Annotated in this window: 11 protein-coding genes; 7 read left to right on the top strand and 4 right to left on the bottom strand. The window is 32.2% G+C overall.

Translation table 11 applies throughout. The features are described 5' to 3' along the window. Positions 1-39: 39 nt before the first annotated feature. Positions 40-951: a WO male-killing family protein Wmk gene (gene wmk, locus OPR37_RS02505; protein ID WP_264376942.1), complete on the bottom strand. Its 912-nt coding sequence runs from the start codon at positions 949-951 to the stop codon at positions 40-42. An 89-nt stretch (positions 952-1,040) separates the two neighbouring features. Between wmk and OPR37_RS02500 the strand changes: the two genes are divergently transcribed. Further along, positions 1,041-2,000: an Rpn family recombination-promoting nuclease/putative transposase gene (locus tag OPR37_RS02500; protein WP_264376943.1), complete on the top strand. Its 960-nt coding sequence runs from the start codon at positions 1,041-1,043 to the stop codon at positions 1,998-2,000. A gap of 5 nt (positions 2,001-2,005) precedes the next feature. Here the strand turns inward: OPR37_RS02500 and OPR37_RS02495 are convergent, their stop codons facing one another. The 3 genes from OPR37_RS02495 to OPR37_RS02485 all read right to left on the bottom strand — a co-directional run bounded on the left by OPR37_RS02495 (position 2,006) and on the right by OPR37_RS02485 (position 12,631). Beyond that, positions 2,006-11,101 carry an ankyrin repeat domain-containing protein gene (locus OPR37_RS02495; protein ID WP_264376944.1) on the bottom strand — a complete coding sequence of 3,032 codons (9,096 nt, stop codon included), beginning with the start codon at positions 11,099-11,101 and terminating at the stop codon, positions 2,006-2,008. Between the two features lie 294 nt (positions 11,102-11,395). Then, complete coding sequence (locus OPR37_RS02490) at positions 11,396-11,707, bottom strand: hypothetical protein (protein WP_264376945.1); 312 nt, start codon at positions 11,705-11,707, stop codon at positions 11,396-11,398. Between the two features lie 87 nt (positions 11,708-11,794). After that, positions 11,795-12,631, bottom strand: a complete 837-nt coding sequence (locus tag OPR37_RS02485; protein WP_264376946.1) for a hypothetical protein — start codon at positions 12,629-12,631, stop codon at positions 11,795-11,797. A gap of 733 nt (positions 12,632-13,364) precedes the next feature. Here OPR37_RS02485 and OPR37_RS02480 point away from each other — a divergent pair. From OPR37_RS02480 to OPR37_RS02455, 6 genes are all read left to right on the top strand, one after another. Next, positions 13,365-14,702, top strand: a complete 1,338-nt coding sequence (locus OPR37_RS02480) for a hypothetical protein (protein WP_265016904.1) — start codon at positions 13,365-13,367, stop codon at positions 14,700-14,702. 9 nt (positions 14,703-14,711) lie between these two features. Further along, positions 14,712-15,401, top strand: coding sequence for a hypothetical protein (locus tag OPR37_RS02475; RefSeq protein ID WP_265016903.1), 690 nt, complete (start codon positions 14,712-14,714; stop codon positions 15,399-15,401). Positions 15,402-15,409: 8 nt separating this feature from the next. Then, complete coding sequence (locus tag OPR37_RS02470) at positions 15,410-16,627, top strand: hypothetical protein (protein ID WP_265016902.1); 1,218 nt, start codon at positions 15,410-15,412, stop codon at positions 16,625-16,627. Continuing rightward, positions 16,569-16,910 (top strand): hypothetical protein, encoded by a 342-nt coding sequence (locus OPR37_RS02465; RefSeq protein WP_264376949.1) that lies wholly within the window; start codon positions 16,569-16,571, stop codon positions 16,908-16,910. The genes OPR37_RS02470 and OPR37_RS02465 overlap by 59 nt, the downstream gene beginning before the upstream one ends. 657 nt (positions 16,911-17,567) lie before the next feature. Then, entirely contained in the window at positions 17,568-19,568 is a 2,001-nt protein-coding gene (locus OPR37_RS02460; protein ID WP_265016901.1) for an ankyrin repeat domain-containing protein, read from the top strand. Between the two features lie 322 nt (positions 19,569-19,890). Beyond that, the gene (locus tag OPR37_RS02455; RefSeq protein WP_264711326.1) at positions 19,891-20,715 is read left to right on the top strand and encodes a hypothetical protein; all 825 of its coding nucleotides are present in this window, start codon (positions 19,891-19,893) and stop codon (positions 20,713-20,715) included. The last annotated feature ends 55 nt before the right edge of the window (positions 20,716-20,770 follow it).

Raw genomic sequence — 20,770 nt, 5'->3', positions numbered from 1 at the left:
TCAAAAAGTAAAGATATTAATAGATACTGATTTTTTATTTTAAATTTGTTGAATTTCGTCTAAAGAGATGCCTACTGTTTTTAAAATAATATTGATAGAAATTCCTTCCTTAACTAAATCCTTTGCAATTTTCATCTTTTCTGCTCTTTTCACTTTCTCTTCGCAAATTTGTATGCTTTCAAACAGAGATTTCATTAGTGCATGACGTAGTTCTTGGCTTTCAATTTTTTTGTATTCTTCAATTAAATTAGGTACCACTTTATCATCTGCATCCTCTGTTAGTTCAAGTAGGTCCATGATATTAATCGATAACGCCTTTGCTATCTCATATAATCTTCCCAGTGGAACAGCAGTTCTTCCTTGTTCATAGTTGCTTATTTCATCACGTGTTGTACTCATTTTCTTTGCTAAATCCTTCTGAGTATATTCCCGCACTAGTCTCCATTCTTTTATCTTCTTTCCTATTTTGCAGTATATAGAACCTATTTTTTCTTCAACACATTCATCAGCAGAGAGGCCAATTGCTTGTGAAACAATATCAACAGAAATCCCTGCTTTAACCAGGCCCTTTGCAATTTTTACTTTCTCTGCTTTTTTACTACTTTTCTCACCAACTCGGGTAAATTTTGTTAGCAAGTAAAACACCTTGCGCAACTCTTGATCATTAATCGTTTTATATTTTCTTACTAGATTTAATATTTCCTCTCCCTTATCTTCAAAACAGATTTTTTCATTTGATACAGGAATAAGATCCGTAATATTAATTGATAACACCTTTGCTATAGCGCACAACTTTTCAATCGAAATTTTTCGTGTTCCTTTTTCATATTGTAGTACTATTTGATATGTTACGCCGATTTTTCCCGCTAAATCTTTTTGAGTATAGCCTCGCTTTAACCTCCAGCTCCTTACTTTTTGCGCTATTTTGTACCTTATCGAGATATTTGTCATAGATATTATACAAGTTAACATAAATCAAAATTGTTGAACATTTCTTCAAAATTGTGTATAATTATTAATGTTTTCTAGGTTAACCCGTCATGGCTCTTTCGAAGTTTCTCGATCCAAAAAATGATATATCGTTCAAGCGCATCTTTGGCACTGAAAAAAACAAGGACATTCTTATTCACTTCCTTAATGATATCCTTGGCTTCACTGGCAAAAGTACAATAAAGGATATAGAGTTCTTAAGTACTATTCAAGACCCTGATATTGCTTCTAAAAAACAAAGCATTGTTGATGTTCTTTGTAGGGATGAAAATGGGCTGCAAGTCATAGTCGAAATGCAGGTCGCTAAAACTAAGGGCTTTGAAAAACGTGCCCAATATTACGCAGCTAAAGCTTACTCAAGACAAGCTAGTAAGGGTGATCAATATCATGACCTTAAGGAAATTATCTTTATTGCTATAGCAGATTGTATTTTATTTCCTGATAAGTCTGAGTACAAATCAAAGCATACTATTCGTGATGAAGATACTAATGAACATGATCTAAAAGATTTTTACTTTATATTTATTGAGTTACCTAAATTTACAAAAACCAAGGAAGATCAGCTTTCAAGTATAGTCGAGAAATGGATCTACTTCTTTAGATATGCAGACGAAACTAGTGAAGAAGAGCTAGAGAGAATAATAGGAAGTGATCTAATAATTAAAAGAGCTTATGAAGAACTAAATAGATTCAACTGGTCAGAAAAAGAATTTATTGCCTATGAACAAGAGATCAAACGTATTCGTGATGAACAGGCTGTCCTTGCTCAAAAACTCGATGATGCTAAACATGAAGGTAGACAAGAAGGTAGACAAGAAGGTAGACAAGAAGGTAGACAAGAAGGCATCCAAATCGGCCATCAAAAAGGTAAAGTTGAAGGTAAAATTGAAGGTAAAATTGAAGTTGCAAAAAACTCACTCAAGGCCGGTGTCTCTATTGATGTTATTGCTGAAATCACTGGCCTTTCTTTCGATGAGATCAAACAGTTACAGGCAGAAAAGACCACATAGTCCCCTCAATTTATCGCTCTGCTTATTCCTTGAACCACTGATGTTCCATTTAAGAATGTATCCGGCTTTTTAGATAACTGTACTTTCCTTGAAACTTCCTGACTCAAGTCTTTATAAGGCTTTTCTACTTTCTGCTGTAGTATCATAGTTTCTTCCTTAGCTAAAACTTCTTCTAAGTTACTCTTTAAATTATCTAGAAACTTATCAGTTTGTTTAAACTCTGGACACGCTTCTTTTGCAAATGAATATAGGGTTTTTGCTATTTCAGAAAATTTTCCATTTATTATTTTTTCAATTATAGCTGATTGCACTACCACAGGATCAAAGTTTAGATTTGTCACTGATATTCCTGACTTAATAGCAGTTTTATTCAACACTTTCTCAAATCTATTTGTAATATTGAGTGCATAGCCCTGTGCTTCTAGTGGAGATATAGAATGATCTACCGTAGAAACATACTTTTGACCTGTAACTTTTCTAATAAACACGTCAAGTAACATTATCGTACCATTTACATCCACTCTTGCATCTACTTGTGAGATAGAACTTGGAGTGCTCTCAGGTTTAGAACTTAACAATCCACTTATTGAGCTTCTTACCCAACCAAATAAATCATTTATCCATCCAGTCGGCCTAATACCGCTACTTGTACTACGACGATGACGAGTTTGCTCTCTGTGTCCACTATGCCTATGTCTATGCGTTACAGGTTGATCAGATAACATAATAACTTCTGGACTGCTTTTTGTATGATTGAAGACACCATTATAGACTTGATCCTTATGTTCTTTTTTCATAACATTCACATCTCTTGCAGTACTTATTTCTTCCTGATGCTCTTTTAGAATTATTTCCTTATCAGCAAACTTTATTGATAATGTTGCCATTTTAGGTTTTTCATAAAACTTACTTAATACTATCGTACATAGATCATTTTTAGCTACATTAACATCAAAAGCATTCGTTACTATTAGATCATTACCATGATCACTAACAAAGCTATAGTTTCCTGCTCTTTTAGGTGTTATTAGTTCAGTGTTTTCTTCTATATCTTGACTTGTTACAATAATAACTTCTTTATCCTTTTCAAATTTTAAAGGTAATGGTTTCAAACTCCACTCATTATTATCAAGGTTGATTTTCATAGGAGCATTATCCACAATCACATGAGTTTTGTTATACCAATTAACCCCATCTTTTAATCTCACAGTACAATACTCATGTTTTCTCATCTTACTTACAGATGAATCTTCTGTTGGCTTCACTTCAACTATTGTTGCTTTTAATAACAAATCATTTGCAGATTTTAGAACTTTTAATTGAAAATGATCTTGATTTGAGAGTTTACCTCTTACCTGCCTTACTAAATTTCTCAGGTCAATCGTATCTACCGAACTTTCTATATCAAGGTCATAAATAATCACTTCAGGTATAGCAACTTCAAACTTTTTGCTTTCAGAGTCAATTACATATACATTTTCACCACCATTCCCTACTAAATGACTCCTATACGCTGGATTATTATGTATTACTTCATGATTTCCACTTCCTATTACCACTGTCTCATTACTTAAAAGTGATTGTATAAAAAATGACATTTTATTTAGTCGACTTGCTAAAGGTAAATAGTTCTTGATAATTTCTTCAGAAGACTCATTACTACTTTGTAGCATATACAAGTTATCTTTATTCCCTATTTTGATTTCACCATTCTTTCCTAGTCTGTAAGAAGGATTTTCTGCATAAGGAATCGTTACGTTAAACTCTTTTTCTGACTTGATAAAATTGAATTTTACTTCATGTTCAGTCCTGTTGAAAATATTTACATACCTCACATTAATACTTTTTATATCAACTGGCTCATATCCAAACCAAAACGTATTATTAACGTTAAACCTTTCAGGACCAAAAATAAAAATAAACTCTGCACTTCCACCTTCATTTAATGGTACTAGATAATCAAAGTTTCCTTCTAATGCTCGATTGTATATTACAGTGTTAGGCCTTACTATTACTTGCATTTGATAACTGCAGTGATTATCAACTATATTTATTTTATCCTTTATTTCTTTATTACCACTTTGACCATCTATTAGTTTTACATTACTATTACAACCATTGCATGAAACAGTTATTGTCTCTGCTCTATTTTTTCTTCCTATTACCTTGTTGATATCACATACTCTTAACCAATTATCACGTGAGTAATCTACAATTTCTCCTATATCTAACTGAATATTTAATGGTTCTTCCTGAAATGCAAATGACGTTGTATCTAAAGTATTAATTCCACCTTCCCCAGATAAATACCCCTTGACATAACCTGCCTGTAAAACAAATATATCATCTTTATTTCCTCCATAATATTCTTTAGAACCATTATTCACTACAAAGATATTAGGACTATTCAAAAACCCCTTTGAATAATCATCACCTTTACCAAGATCAATTAGCGTATAATTTTCTTTTTTCTCAGTAGATAAACCTATTGCATTTTCACATAAATATGACCCATAATTTGGAACAGGTTCATTATTCCCCCGCGGTAAACAAAACAATTTTCCACTACTTGGATTATCTGGTCTTGCTCGACTCCATTTTATATCTGTTCTTTTTTTATCAAGTATTACTTTATTATCTAAATCTACTTCAAACTTGGTTGTGCATTCTTCAGCATAACGTGTAACTGTACTTCCCCTAAGGCATCCACCTCCAAATCCTCCACTAGCACAATCACTTACTTGGTATGGCACTTTACGACAAGAATCTACAACTGATTTACCTGTAGGAAATACATAGCTTTGAATATCACTATGCTTATTTAAATACTCAAGTCCTTGCCTTACTAATTCATTACTCACTTCTTTTTCTTGCAATAATTCTTGTATATGATTTTCGGGTTGCATACCTATAAATGCACGTAAACCTTCAATAAACTTCTCTTTTCCAGTTAGGTGAATAAGCTGGTCAATCTTATCAACCCTCTTTACTGCCATGTAAACATCAGTGCCAACAAATACTACAGCGCCAATTGCAGCACCAATCGGTCCAGTAACACTTGATACTCCTTCCAGTACTCCAAAAGCTTCAGCAACTTCCACACCAATCTCTGCAGCGTCAACTCCTAAATAAATACTATCTCCTACTACGCCAACCAATGCTTCTTCAGTACCATTTTTAAATGCTTTTACCTGATTTACTAGATCATAGACAACAAAAGCAGAAGTACCACGGGCAAGAAAAGGAGATGCTGCTCTTAAAGATCTACCGAGCAATAACTTTCCTTCTGAGGCTAATTTTAATCCTTTAATAGACGCAGCTTCAGCAACTTTAGCAAATCCTTGACCACCGGCAATAAAACCAACATTAATTGCTACACCTTGATAATCTCCATTTAAAAAGTCAGCTAATACATTTTTAGCCATCATTCCGTGCATGGTCATACCTGAGATTTTTCCCACTCTATTTAGATGACTTATGACTTTCTGATTACTAGTAAGCTTATTGACTAGACCTTGAAATCTGCCTGTAACCTGAGCTTCACCTGCTAGTTGAATTAGCTGACTCTGCTTTCCTTTCGGCAAATCTTTAATATAACTGACAAACTTTTCACTATCTATCTTAATCTTACTCAAATCCCTTTTTTCATCTTTCTCCTCATTAAACTCATCTACGTCTTCCCATGTAAATAAACACTTTTCACCAATAGCTTCTCTTTTTCTCCTTCCTGAACTTGTGCTCGGCAAACATTCTTTAGCTGAAACTTTAACTCCTTGTTTTACAGCTTCTTGCTGCTGATCAGAAGACTGAATAAGTCTTAATTTTTCTATAATCACCTTTTCAATATCTTTCTGCTCATTAGCAATAGCAAATTGTAGAAGTGTTTTTTGATTACGATTACGAGCGTGGAGAATTGCTTTAAGTTCATCAGAATCTCTTCCTTTTAGTAAAGAATCAAGCTCATTCTTTTGATTTTTTTTAGTAGCTTGAAATGATTTATTTATAGACGCCAGTAAATTTTCAACATCAGATCCAAGTTCTGCCATACAAAGAGGAGTACTCCTTTCATCATTAATAGCACTATAGATGGCACCTTTTTGTAGTAAGAGCTTTACATTTTCTAAGTGATTTTCCTTTGCAGCAATATGTAAAGGAGTATAGCCTTCATCATAATTCTTAACGTTTCTTGCAACAAACATTTTCTCCTTAATACTATCCACTTCAGCATCCGAGACATCAGAAAGTTGAGGTTTAGCAAGATGAGACTTAGCATTAACATTAGCACCGTAATCTAGAAGCATTTTGACAATCCTAGCAGAACCAGATTCTGCAGCAAAATGTAATGGCGTCATTCCAAAAAAATTTGCATCTTTTTCAAGAACAGAATTTTTTTCCAAAAAATATTTAACGATCTCTTCAGTATCAGAAAGATGATTCCTACACTCTCCCAAATGTAAGAGTGCATAGTGCAGAACGTTATTACCTGATAATTTGTCCTTTAAAAGAATATTAGCATTGTTGTTTATTAGGCATTCTATTAAATCCTTCCTAGCATATAGAGCAGCATAGTGAATAGGAAATGAACCACATTTACCTCCTTTATTAGGATCCGCTCCTCTTCCTACCAAATATTGTACTACATCTAATTGATTACCTAAAACAGCAATAAACGTCGGAGTATTTTCTGAACCACGAGTGATAAAATCAATATCAACACCTTGTTTCTCTATAAGGTATTTTACTGTCTCCTTGTGACCATTAAAAGCTGCTGAATGTATAGGAGCATAACCAATTTCATTATACTCATTTATCTTATCTATTAATTTACCTTTTTCTATGTTTTTTAATATAGACTCAATAGCTTCTTTTTTACCATTTATAGCAAATAAATTTATTGGTGTATTTGCTTTCTCACCATAGGTAGAATAAAAATCTTTAATTAATTGACCATATTTACTTGCATAACTCCAAATATATGTAACGTGTTTTTCACTGTTGCTTAATTTTCCATCTTCTGTACAAGGATAAAAAATACACTGAGATGGACTTTTACCTTTTTCTTCTGAATCATAACTCTTTATTAATTCAAGAGCTTTTCCTAATATTTCTTCCTCTCTCTTTTTATCCATAAGATTTATTCTTGTTACTTGTTGTACTAACCTATGTACACTTAATGTACCTCCTTCTAAATTTACCATAGAATACCGCTTTAATAATTGAACAGTAGCCCCTAATTTTCTTTCATCATATTCCTCTAGCTTTAAAAATATTTTAGTAGGGATGTTGTCTGGCGCACAATATGCTATGATATCCAATATTTCCATAGCTTTTTTCCCATATTCCTTTTTCTTGATCTTATCAATGGTAACTTTCCAAGTTGTAAACGTCGTTCTGCTATATTTAGCATCGCTATCATCTGGAAATGGAAAGTTAAGTAATTCTTTTGTTTTTCTTTCATACTCTTTGAGATAATCATCAATTTTAAATTCTCTTTCTGGCTCTACATTTTTTACTTCTTCATTTGCTTGCTTTATGTATGCAACTGCTTGTGTCAAGGCCAAAGGAAACCGCTCTAATATTTCCATTAACTTTTGAATTTCATTTTTTTGTGAATCATCCTCTATATTAAGTGCTTTCTTGATGAAGTCCGTAGCTTCTTTTTCAGTAAATGTACCCAATGGCATTACTTCTATATTTCCCCATTTCTGGTTACGGGAAGTGATAAGGATATAGGGTTTATTAGCATTAGAAAGCAAAGATGGTAAAAATTTATCTATACCTTCATCACCATCATCTTGAGTTCTAAGCTTTTCAGCATTATCAAAAATAAAAAGACTTTTTCTCTTTGAAAAAAATCCATATACATCTTCAACAATTGAATTTATATCCTTTTGATTTCCTTCTATACCTTTCACATTGATTCCTAACTTATCCTGAGCTAACCTAAGAAAAGATTCAGCAAGAGTTTGATAGCTTTCAACATTAATCCATATAACATTGCCATCATAATCATTTCCATGATCATAAGCATACTTTTTTGCCAGTTCGCTTTTACCTACACCACCAAGTCCACTTACAGAAGCTTCACCTCTACTTTGTAATGCTATATGTAATTTTTTTAGCTGCTCAACCCTTCCGGAAAATAAATCTACAGGCTCTTTTACATTAAATTGAATGTCAAACCTAAATATGTTTGTAAAAAAATCATCACCCTTTTCTAAATAAAAATCACCTTTTCTCCAATGCTCTTCTGCTTTATTTCTTATTTTAAGAAAATTACCTTCAACCTCTTCTTCAGTTAGCTTATACAAATTCTTTATCTCACCTTTAATGACCTTTCTTAACTCTGGATCACTAGCTTGACCTGTGAAAACTTCCAACTTACTTAAGAACTCTTCAACATTAGTTCTATCTTCACCATCAATAAACAATGTATCCTTAGGAAAATTCTTAACTTTTATATCAAATCTATAATCATCAACCTTAAGACCATGTGATTGAGCAGTAGTTTTTAATTTTGTGATGAGCTCCAGAGCATCTCTATCCAGACTTTCTTCACTTGCTAACTTCAGCATTTTTTTATTCTTATCAAATACAAGCAAATTACCAACAAGCTTTCCTATATTTTTTATATCTCCATCAGTTAAACTTTTCCCATGACCAACTACACTATCATCTATCTTGATAATTTTTAGGGATTTATATTTCTCAAATAACTCAATTAATTTTTTTATTAAATGTTCTGGTTTCTTGAAACTAGGACTAATATTACCAAAGCTAACATGGAGTTTTAAAGTCTCTTTTTCTGTTTGTTCTTTCAATGTTTTTTTTACAAATTCATATGGAATATCAAACTTATAGTCTGCAAGTTTACTAACTTTACTTTCCAAATCTCTTATGAATTGCTTAGCGCTCTCATCCTTTATTTTCTCTTGACCAGCAAACTTTAACTGTTTATTTTTTGTATCTAATATAATAACATTTCCACCTAATTTTTCAATTACATCTTCATCCACTTTTTTAGACGACTCTAACGACTTAACTACTTTATTAACTAAAACATCTCGTTCACTCACACTATCTAACCCGGAACTAGATTTTTCGTTAAATATTACGTTCTTTGCATATTCATACAGAACTTCTTCTTTTAGTACTTTTTTGAACGAATCTTCGTTATCAATATTCAGAAAATTGTGATTGATTTTACCTTCTCGATATTTATTTTTTTTCCCGTCTTCTTTAATTTCTTCTCCAACGTCAATGACGTTTTTTGCCAAGAAAACATGGTAAGTTGAAAAGAATTCATTTCCCATCATATTGTTGTAATTTAGTTTACCGCTAATACAGCTAACAAGAGCCTTTGCTAACAACTTTATTCTTTCTCGACAAGAAACACTCTCCAGTGTTTCAATTACATCAGAGTTTTTATCATCTAGACTAAATTTAAATGCCTTATCCTTATCTTCCTTAGACTTCGTAGAAAAAATACTATTATCTATATCAATTTTCCTATTCTTATCGAATCTCTCATCTAGAATAGCATTAGTATAAATAATGTACTTAACCTGAGAATTACCTTGAAATACAGGATCTTTAGATTTTTCATTAAATTTTTCTCTAATGCTTAAATAGTCCGAGAAATACTTGCCTAAATAAAATTTATCGTCTTTTGGATTTTTAAATTTTTCAATGGTAACCTTACCCTTTTTTGGATTTTCTACATGTTTTGCTTGCAGAAGGATTGTTGTTGATTTTTCCTCATTCCAATACCTAAAAACTATATCATCAAAAGCACCTACACCATCCACATTTGTATCTAAATAAAATCTATCTGCATCTCTTTCTCCTCTAATTTTACCTAAAATTAATAGATCAATTTCATAAGAGTCTCCACTGCCTGTAGTTCCTGCTCTTCTTTGAGAACTGTGCTTTCCTGCGCTTTGCTTTTGGGTAAGTTTTTTTGGTTGGTTAGAAGATTGCGTGTTATATCCTTGCCCACTATTTGATCCAGAATGAAGATTTTCTTGAAACTGCTGCCGGTTTGCTGATTGTTCTTCAACAGAAGCCTGTAGGTTTGGCTGAATTTGTGGTTCTAATATTTGTACAATATCTTGCCTTTTAAGATGCTTAGCAGTATCCAGTGGAGTTCTATTTCTTTTGTTCCTCAAGCTATCATCATTAACCTTTGCTCCTTTTTCTAGAAGTAACTTAATAACTTCAAGCTTCCCTTTACGAATAGCAATATGCAAAGGTGTATCTTTATCTTTGTCTTGAAAATTGACATCTGGTTTCGGTTCTTTTTCAAAAAGCCTTTTGATCCTTGCTAGCTTTTCTTCCTCTGAGTCACGACTCTTTATAATATTAATTAGTTCTTCCTCAGGTGTTATCTCATCATCATAGTCAGAAGGGTCAGGAGATTGTTGCTTATTGTGTCGAATTTCTTGAGTACCAAGTATTGGCTCGAAATGTGCATTACCCCTATTTATTATGTGTATAGTGTTTTCCTCATTATAATCTATACTATCCATAGACCTAGAACCTTCACTATTTACGATCTGATCTAGCCATACCTCTTTCCCTTCCACAACATGTTTTTCAACAACATGTAATTTCACATTATATTCTTTACAAATTATTCTCCCCTCAATTTCACTTCTACCCCATATTGGTGAGGTTAATTCCAATACATTTACTGACCCAGATTTTTGCTCAATATCATCAGCAGTAAATTCAATACGTGGAACATATACACTAATTGGCTCAGCCTCATTTCTTAACGCTCCTTTAAGCCATGATTGATCATTTTCTAACTGACTTTGTGCAAATCTCTTACAAACCTCTCTTAAAGATTTCACAGTAAAATCCATCTCAGGCTTCAATTGTTTAAGACCTTTTGCAACTGAATCAAAGAAACAATCTCCACCACCAATTGCTTGTCCTACCTTAAAATTCTCTGGTAACTCTGGATTATCATCTGAGCGTTTGAAGCGGAGAGTCTTTCGTTGCGAAATTATCTGCTTTACATGTTTTGCTCCTTCAAATGTTTCTGAACTAGATCTCCCTTTTTTTAGATAGTCTATTGAATGTTCCACCTTCAGCATAAATCCCTCTGCCCATTTGACATAAAAACCTAAGATTATATTAGATTTAGTTATATGCTAATAAATAAATTATGCAATGCAAATAGTTTTTATGCATACCTTTTTGGTTTTACAGAATAGGCGATGAAAGTAGAAAAGTAGGTTCAAAACAATATAAAACCTGCTGCAAAATAAACCAGATTTTCTTTAAATAGGCCATCATAAAAACAATAATCTTACTTTTGCTGCAGGTCTACAGAAGGATAACGTCAAATAACAAATTTGACTCTACTTTTGCTATTAAGACAATCTTAGCTATCTTTTTACATAACTTTCAAATTGTGCAGCTAGCTGCTTTACATTTACATCCGTAATAAGAGAATTTTTGCAAGGCTCATGATCAAACTGCTCCTTTATAGGATTTTCTAAAGATTTCTTATTTTGCACAAAAAGTGACTGAGCGTGAGAAGTGATTTTTAATGGGTTTCTTTTCATATCAACACCTGATTGTGCTACCATAATGTCTTTGCTTTTAGCAGGTTGCATATCTGCGCATTCTTTTACTTGGTTTTGCTCGAATTTTTCTACTATTGCTTTTATTTTACTGTCTATCTTGCGATTAACCATTTCTTTTACAACAGGCACTTCTACTTTTGGTACTACTTGTCTATAGTCTTGATTCTCAGCTCTTAGTGATATACTTTCAGCTGATTTTTAAAGAGTCACTCCCACTATTCTTGGTTTCGTACTCATTTTTTGATTTGCATGGCCTGGATTTTTAGATTGTGATGATACTGCAAATACATCTTTAAATATCGCTTGTGATTCTTGTTTAACTTCTTGACTGATAAAGGATGTTTTCTCTGGTATTACTATTGATGTAGGTAATTTTGGCGATACTGTATGTTTAGACTGCTGCTCTTGCTTACGTTTCCTTTTTGCTTCTATATGTTCTATAGGTATTGTTGCATAAATTGGCTCCTCTTTAGGCAGTTTAAGACTCTGCAAACTTTTTTCCAAAAATTCACTCTTCTCCTCTCGATAATGTGATACTTCTTCATATTCATGGCCTTCATCTAATGAGCTTCCATAACCTGAATCTTCGTAGGTATGAGGTTCGCTATCTGAAGACATAATTTTTGTGATTGGAAATAGTTCTGACTCCTTTACTTCCTTATGATGTAAGATTTTTCCTGAAATCTTTAGATGTTCAATGGCTATTTCAATAGTAGGATGAGGCAATCTATTTACAAAGTCACTTACATTTTTAATTTGCGTATCCTTTCCTGAAATTTTATTTAACACTCTTCTAAATATTTTAAAATTTGATCGCTTCTTATTCAGGAGGCTTACATAATTCTCTAAGTCACCACGTACAACATACTTGGCCACATCCTCTGCCTTGTCTGTTAAACTCTCGAACGTTTCAAATAAAGCATTTATTGTTTTGTCATACTGTTTATCAATTTTCTTCACATCTCCGCGCCCTATAGCTCTGACCAAAGAATCAAAGCTCTCTTTATACTTATCATTTTTTAATGTACCATTCATACCATTGCCTCAACTATTTATTATAGTATAGATCCTAAAAGTTAAGACCTGGTGAATGCTATTTTTGATCTTATTAAAAAAAGTAATGAGATGACACAGCTACAATCAAATATAATGATTAAAAAGACTTTTACCCTATTTTTTGCATAAACTTGCCTTAATTTTTCTTTACTATTATTAAATAAATTGGTACTAACTTAGTAATAAGTTTCGCTAATTATTTAAATAAAATAACTATTTTCAGTGGTTAAAATCAATGAGCGTGAGAACTATTTTTCTTGGGATGGCATGGTCTACCAAACGATACATACGAACTTTTCTAGATAATAATTTCATTATACGCTGAAATCAGCTATATTGGCTCACTTTTACTAAACCTACGTACGAACTGTTTTGCCTAAGCTTATGAAAATAATTTAAACCTTCTATTTTTATAACCTTATTTCTATGCGGCTTGTTCTCGCAAATATACGACCTTTTTTGCAATTTTAGAAAGAGTCAATAATTCAAATTTTTGCAGCACTAAAATAGACGTTTCTTTAGTTACAACAAGGTCTATTTTTTCGTAAATAAAAATGTTTTATAATAATTAATTATTAGAATGAAAATATCATACTTGGCTCTCAAGAAATTTCCTGTTGTGCAGTGGTAAGGTTTGGAGAAAAAGATTGGCTTGGCAACGATAATTTACTAGACTAAAGTTTATATTAAAATACAAAATGGGGTTGCGGGTATGGAATCTGGTTTGGATCACAATTACAATAAAATACTTGATATATTAAAAGGTGCTATTAAAGGCGACGATAATCAAGTTAAAGCAAGAAAACATCTTAGAGTAGAAAGATGGTTGAGGGTTTATATTCAATTAATTGAAGATTTTGATGAGGGAAAATTAAAATTTTTCTCTGATATATTCTCTGATAATTCTTGTTGGGATGGAATAAAATTAAAAAATAAAGCTGTTGGTGAAAGGTTAACTGAAGAAAAAAATAAAAATGGAAAAGAAAATCCGCTTGATCTTGCAGATAGATATTACTTGGCATGTAAATATTGTCTAGAAGATAAGATTCCTGGATTGTTTGAACAAGTATTTATGAGATTTAAGAGAAGTGCCTTTGAAGAGGATGGATCTGATGATGATCTGAGAAGAGAATTATTGGAAAATATCGAAGAAACTAGCCCTATAGAAGCTTTCTGGTCTTTTCTTATTGATAAGCAGATTGGAAAACTAAACGAATATAAATCAGTTGAAGGTTTGCAAAAATCCATACAGATAAATTCTAATAAAAACTGGGAAGAAGGTATAGAGTTCTTCTATAATAAATTGCACAATGATTCCAGTATTTCTAGTCAAGATAAAAATAATTTGTTAATTGAAGCAGCTTTATCTGCAGTAAAGGGTGACAAAGAAGTAGACACCATAGAGTTTTGCCTGTCTAAAATGGATGATGAACAAAAGAAAAAATTACTAAATAGAGATTATAAGGAAAATACTTATTATGCAGTGTTGAATGTGCTAGTAGGTCAGTATTACTTTGATTCTTTTATGGAATTAAGCCGATTGTGTAGTCAGATTGAATGTGAACGTTACACAACTTTTTTATCTTCATTATCAGATCAAGTACTGAAGAATCCAGATCTGTCTGAAGAAACAAAAAAATGTATGATGAATGTTTGGGAACGTATAATAAAATTAAAAACTCAAGACCGCGGGGAGCAATCTATTTCCTCTATTTTTGTAGACTATTCAGTTACATATACAATAGCAAATTTAATTGTGGATCCAAGTAGACAAGGGGTAAGTAAAGAAGAAATATTAGGGAAGATATTAAAGCACGTAAAAGAAATGAGTGGTGAAGAGATGATAAAGGTTAAAGATTCTGTATTAAGTAAAATTCAGTTATTTCATGGGGGTAAAAAATTGCAATTAGGAGAACAAGTATTTTCTAAATTAGCTCAAGAAGCTTCTAAAGAATCAATTTTGCGTGAAGCTGGTGATACTTTGCCACAGTCAAGTCTCAGTACGACTGATACCCCATATAATATAAAATCTTTAGGCCATAGCAAATAGGAGAGTAATATGCCAAGTAATGTCAAGCCGCTTGAGTTGGTACAGCTTCTGTTAATGAGAAATAAATCAAAAGACGAGTTCCTAGATTTTCAAAAAAGGTTCCAATCGTTTATCAATCAATCTCCTTCTTTTTTGCATTCAGTTGGAAAGCCAGGCTTTTTCCCTAGTTTCTTTTTTGGTATGTTTGCTACTGTATTAGACACAGAACTTGCTACTAAAATTGGTATCAAAAAACTTCATTTTCGTTTTGATGATAATAGAACTTTAAAAATAGCTATATTAACTAATGAGGGACTTAAGTGTATAACGGTGTCTGATCAAGTTGATGGTAACATGCATCTAAAGTTCTCTCAAGGAGAGTTAGAAAAAATAGCACAGAAATGGAAAATGGGAGCAGAGTTTGATAAACTAGAAAAAGAAGAGCATGAAATAACAATTACAGGAAAAGAAGTAAAGTACGGAAAGGTTGATCCAGCTTTTAGTAAAAAGACTGATTATTCACAAAAAGGTTTTACAGAAATAGAAAAAGATCGTGACCAACAAGACCTAGAGAGCTTAATTTCAAAATTGAGTAATCAAAATTTTGAAGAAGTAAAAAAGAACGCTAGAAGAATGTTTAATTATATTACAATGTCTATAAGAAATATGAAAAAGAAACTCTATTTAGCGGTAAAGAATCAAGTCATCATGGGTTTTTAGCTGGGTTTTTGATAAATTTTAAGTATCGTTTTCACCTAAAACTTTATCTCGAATTATTTGCTGGAAAAGGTTACGCAGACATTATTTTACTTGTGCGCGGTTCTGATAAGTCGCTAAGCTCTATTCCTATTATTATTGAGCTTAAAGCAGGTACTGGTGAGATAAGTACAGTGATAAAAGCATTGAAGCAAGCACAAGATTATGTTAAGGGCTCTTTTTCTAACTCTATAAGAATGATTACTATAGCTAATGAAGCTATTTGTGTAGGATTAAATTTTGACATGGTTCATCACGAAAATGTTAAAATTGATGTAGAAAATTTTCTTAGTCGAGAAGGTAATTCTGTAATAGAAAAGTTACTTGGCACTGAAGCAGCGAATGCTGAGGTGATAAGAACACAGCTAGAGTATCTTTACTATGGAATTGTTTGGAGCAATGGTGGAAGTGATAATATTAATTATGTCAGCAGAATGATCTTAGGTCAGCTAGTACTTATTTCTAATATTATTAAGCGTGAAAAGTTAGGTAAACATATTTTTATTTATGATCAAAATGATAAAATGGTTACTGGATCACAGAAACGCCCAGAAGCAGCAAAAGAAAGTATTGAGGATTGTGTTACAACTATAGTGCTAACTTTAGGTAAGAAGGTGCTTATACTCAACATAAATGAAAAAAATGAATTTGCATTGAGAGTGCCAGATAATAAAGGAATTCCTATTGAAAATATTAGGGGAATTCAAAACGTCAATGACATAAAGATACAAGAAATAACCTGTAACTTATACAGTACACCTAGTAATAAGAATCCATTTGATCAGTACTGTAATAAGAATAAGGGAATTACAGTAAATACGTATGACTCATTGGACAAATACAAAAGAGGTAAAGAAATTTTACAAGGTAATTTTACTCGAATTGTGGAAAATAAAAAATTTAAAGCAGCTTTGAGCAAAGCTATAGAATCTGGTAAATATGATGATTACAAAAAACTATTTGAAGAAATTTCTCATATACTACATCCTTTCAAATCATTAATAAGCAATGAGGCTACATTTCAAGCTGTATTGCATGGTTTATTTAGTAGCTACGGAGAAGATAATATAAAAGTTATTACTGAATTTCAAATAGGTGGTGGAGAGAAGTTGGATGTTATGTTGGTTATAAATGCTACTGATCAAAAAAAAAGAATACCCCCCAGTTGGAATAGAGCTAAAATTTGCTAAGAAAGGAGAATTGGATAAAAAAGAAAAAGATGCTAAGGACCAGTTGAAAAGATATAAAGAAGGTGAAGCGTATAAGGTAATTACTGATGCTGGCAAAGTGAAACTGATATATGCTGTTTTTAATAAAGGTGCAACAGATGAAGGTTCCCTTATAAAAATTGGTAATGAGTTTGTAGAGGTAGATGTAAGACATAGCTCTGTGGTTGCTTTTGGTCAACAGCCAGGTAGTCTCCAACAACCTTATGTTCAACAAGCAGGTCTATCTCGAGCAGTTAATCAGTGATCTAGTCTTAAGAAATAGTCATCTTAAGTAGGTTATGCTGTCGAGAAGTTTTGTGACAAAGTTATAGAAGGAAAACAAAATGATCCTGATACGAGTACATGGAGTGCTGTTAAAAGTTCGTTTTCTGATACATTTATTACTAAGCATAATATGAATTACATTTATAGTAATCAATCTCCAGTGAATTCCTTAGATAGCTAAGAGCTAAAAGTATGTATTGTGTAAATAGTTACCAAGGCTGGAAGGTTTTGAACTTTTTTTCACAACACTGATGTTCTTGCTAAAATATTTTTGAAAAAGTTAGTTGACTTATAAATAATTCTCTACTAATACTGGCATATGTTTGTTTATTCTGCTGAAGTGGCTCCGCAGGTTACTGTATAAGCTTCAGCAGTTTCCGTACTCCTTTAAAGTATAATTCATCATGCTCTTATAGTAGTGATATCAAGTATAGGTCTTAACCATGTTGATTTATAGTAAAATTAGCCCAAATTTGCAGTCATAAGCAACTTTTAACCTCTCTATATACTCCATTGTTACTCACCATAAAAACTTAACAAAAGCTTAACGACATAAGTAGTAAAAAGATTATGGTTATTGACTTAATGTTACATATCGCATACAATATATCATATATCTTAGCTTAGAGGGATAAGTATGGGTGAGTCTACTGGGATAGTAAAATCTATTATCAATCTACTAAAACCAAAATCCAAACCAGAACCATCTGATTTTGAATATGAATCAATTATAGAACATCTATTATCTAAAGAGCATTTATTAAATGAGCTGATGAATGATATGTGGTACTCAGGAGACTTACCATCAGTCAGAAACTATAATGAACCATTATCTTTGATAGATAGCAAACTTGGATTAAGTGAACAAATTTGTGTTTGGTTTGCTCTAGATCATGACCTTACACCAAGTCAAAAAAATTTAAACAAAAAGTTACTTAGTGCTCTAAAATGTTTAGCTTCTAACTGTGGTTCATTTGATAATACTGAGCCCCTTGAAGAATTTTTATATGATAATAGAAACAATAAAGATTTAAAAGTAATTCTTAACCTAAGAAGAGGAGAATCTCAATCAACAGTATTGCATGCAATTGCAGGAGCAAATATTGGTGGATTTCGTCGCATAGGAAATCAGGCTATAGATTTACTCTTAGAAGCAGGCGCAGATCCTAACATACAAGATAATAAAGGAAAAACACCATTATGCCTTGCTGCTGCCAAAGGTCATTACGATAATACAAACTCTCTCCTCTCAAAAGGAGCTAACCCTAATATAACAAGTAGAAAGGGTAAAACTCCACAACAAATAGCAACTAATAAACTCTGCTATAATATAGAAGAATTATTTTTAACTGATAAACAGAAAAAGATGAATAAGGAATTGTATGACTTACTTGCACTAGATTCAGACTGCACTAAAAATTTAAAGGAGTTTTTAAGTAAGCATAAAAGAGACTCAGACCTAAAAGTGGTGCTAAATATTCGGCACGGAATGGGTGAGTCAAAAGTGTTCTCATATGTTGAACGTTTTGCTTGGGACAATGAAGATCTTGCTCAAGAGTTAAGAAAAATATTTCTAGAAGCAGGAGCATTAGATTATGATAAAAATATTATTTATCGTCAGCAAAAGAAAGGACAGGTCAGTAAATTACTCGTTAATTTAACCTCAAATCAAAAGGAAAAGTTAAATGAGTTTTCTGATAAGGTGTTTCAGGCTCAAAACATGGCTGAACTTGAAGAGATTGTAAACGATGCTATAAAGTCTGGTGTACGATTAAACTATTCTCTTTCACAAGATTTCTTTTCAGGTAATGAATACACTTTTACCGATTATGTGATGAAAAAAATCAGTGAGTTGGAAAAAAATCCTAAAGTTGCTAGTAATATAATATGTCAATTAGTATCAAAAGGGGCAGTGTTTGGTAATACAGTTGATGCTAACACACTGACACCAGAATTTAAAGAGCATAAAACTAACCTAAAAAAAGCTTATATAGATTATGTTAGCAATTCTCATAAGTTTATTGAAATCGCAAAAAATGCAACCAATAGCGAGCTAAAAGATGTAAGAGTAGACAACTCCGTTTTTTACTTAGAATATTCTAAAGATAGTAAAATAGACATTATAAAGATAACAGATGGGGTAAGGGATTTAGGTCTAACAGATGGGGATGTAAAGTGTGGAAGAAATATAGTAAGGATTGGTAATAGTGAAGTAGAAATTAAAACTGAAGATGGCATAAGGAATTATACAGATCTTACAGAAGGCAGCAGTATAGTATTAACTTTCTATACTAGTTTGGGAGAATTGGAAGTTAGATTATATCCTGATGAGAAAAATAAAAATTGGATAAAAGTAGAGGTGAGTGAAGAAGGCCTACTTCTACTTGATAAAATAGAAAGTTATAATGAAGCAATAGAAGATTGTAATGAGGGAATAGAAAATTATGAAGAAATAGGACAAAATTGCTTACTGGGAGGTTTATCAGTCATTGAAGCCATAGACCGAGGTGTTTTTGCTAGATCTGGTGGGTTAATGCGTCCTGAATTAATAAGCGAATCCAATAAGCAGAAGGGTTCATGGGTAAAACGTGAAGAATTAAGAAGAGTTTCTAATTCGAGGGAAGAAATTGCTAGGTAGAAGGTATTAAATATTAACTAAGATAATTAGCAATCTAAGAAACGAATTATCTTAAGCTCTACACAAATCACTCGCTCTTTTTTACAATTAATTTGGTTTATAGAACTACTCGTAGTAATCAAAATAAGATTTTTTCTTATAGTCAAGTTATAGTAAAATGAAATGCGATAAAGTTGCATTATTCTTTCTACAGCTAAATTTTTGCCTTAGCGTATTTATTATACAGGTAGTACAAAGCCATCGTTACACTTATATATCGTCAATAATCTATTAACAATTCCTATAGTATAATTAATTTTGAAGGCTTTAGTAAGGGGGAAGTATGACAGAAGCAAATCCAATAGTTACATTAAAGGCTAAAATTAAAGAATTTGGTTTTAATAAATTAAGAGCTAAAGATAATAAAAGCGCAAATTCTGGTGAGCAAGCATATAAAGACATTAATAGAATGGATTTCATCATTAACGGAGAGAATATAGATAGGGATTTTGTTGACCGATTATATAAAAAACATATTAGCTTGGTTAAAAATAATAAAGATGGAGAAAAGAATTATCGTTCATTTGCAAAAGAGGTTTTTAAGGAGATGTTTCAACATTCTAGAGCAGAAGCTCCAAATGATCATATTCTAGAAGAGTTAGCTACTAATTGCAATCAAGCAGGATATGAACATATATATGGACCATTTATGATGGAACTTTACGAGAAACATAAATTATTTATGAATGTCAATAGTGGTGTTGAGAGAAAAGTGTACATTGACTGCAAAAATCCAAATTCTGTAAAAGTTGAGTGTAAAATCCCCAAAGCACCTGTAAAGCTTCTAGATTTTTCTGAGAAAAAAATATGTGATATATCATTTTCAATGGAATTTACACTTGAATCTCAGAATGGTAAAGAGGGTCTAATATATAGAGACGGTAAGTTATTACTTGATGTTCCTGAGGAGTTAAAAAACTATCAAGATGGCGATAAGAGTTTATTTGATATTATAAGAGAATATTTCGAAAAATTTTGCAAAATATTAGGATTTACGTTTGCAACAAAAATAGAGCACAACTTAGGAAATGAATTGAAAGTAGACAGTCATGGCTATCTGGAAAATGTGGAACCTCCTGTCCGGAGCAATAATCATGCTCATGGTTAAAAAAGTATGCTCTATAAGCTCAATGAGGGGGATGTTCAAAAAAGTGTGTCAAACC

Source organism: Wolbachia endosymbiont (group B) of Lycaena phlaeas, assembly GCF_947251875.1.
GTDB lineage: Bacteria > Pseudomonadota > Alphaproteobacteria > Rickettsiales > Anaplasmataceae > Wolbachia.
This window is presented reverse-complemented; position numbering and strand designations above follow the sequence as displayed.

Bases quoted from the DNA above. Each gene is read 5' to 3' on its own strand.
- OPR37_RS02460 (WP_265016901.1), top strand. From the start codon at position 17,568: ATGGGTGAGTCTACTGGGATAGTAAAATCTATTATCAATCTACTAAAA.
- OPR37_RS02465 (WP_264376949.1), top strand. From the start codon at position 16,569: ATGCTACTGATCAAAAAAAAAGAATACCCCCCAGTTGGAATAGAGCTA.
- wmk (WP_264376942.1), bottom strand. From the start codon at position 951: ATGACAAATATCTCGATAAGGTACAAAATAGCGCAAAAAGTAAGGAGC.
- OPR37_RS02495 (WP_264376944.1), bottom strand. From the start codon at position 11,101: ATGCTGAAGGTGGAACATTCAATAGACTATCTAAAAAAAGGGAGATCT.
- OPR37_RS02455 (WP_264711326.1), top strand. From the start codon at position 19,891: ATGACAGAAGCAAATCCAATAGTTACATTAAAGGCTAAAATTAAAGAA.
- OPR37_RS02490 (WP_264376945.1), bottom strand. From the start codon at position 11,707: ATGGTTAATCGCAAGATAGACAGTAAAATAAAAGCAATAGTAGAAAAA.
- OPR37_RS02485 (WP_264376946.1), bottom strand. From the start codon at position 12,631: ATGAATGGTACATTAAAAAATGATAAGTATAAAGAGAGCTTTGATTCT.
- OPR37_RS02500 (WP_264376943.1), top strand. From the start codon at position 1,041: ATGGCTCTTTCGAAGTTTCTCGATCCAAAAAATGATATATCGTTCAAG.
- OPR37_RS02475 (WP_265016903.1), top strand. From the start codon at position 14,712: ATGCCAAGTAATGTCAAGCCGCTTGAGTTGGTACAGCTTCTGTTAATG.
- OPR37_RS02480 (WP_265016904.1), top strand. From the start codon at position 13,365: ATGGAATCTGGTTTGGATCACAATTACAATAAAATACTTGATATATTA.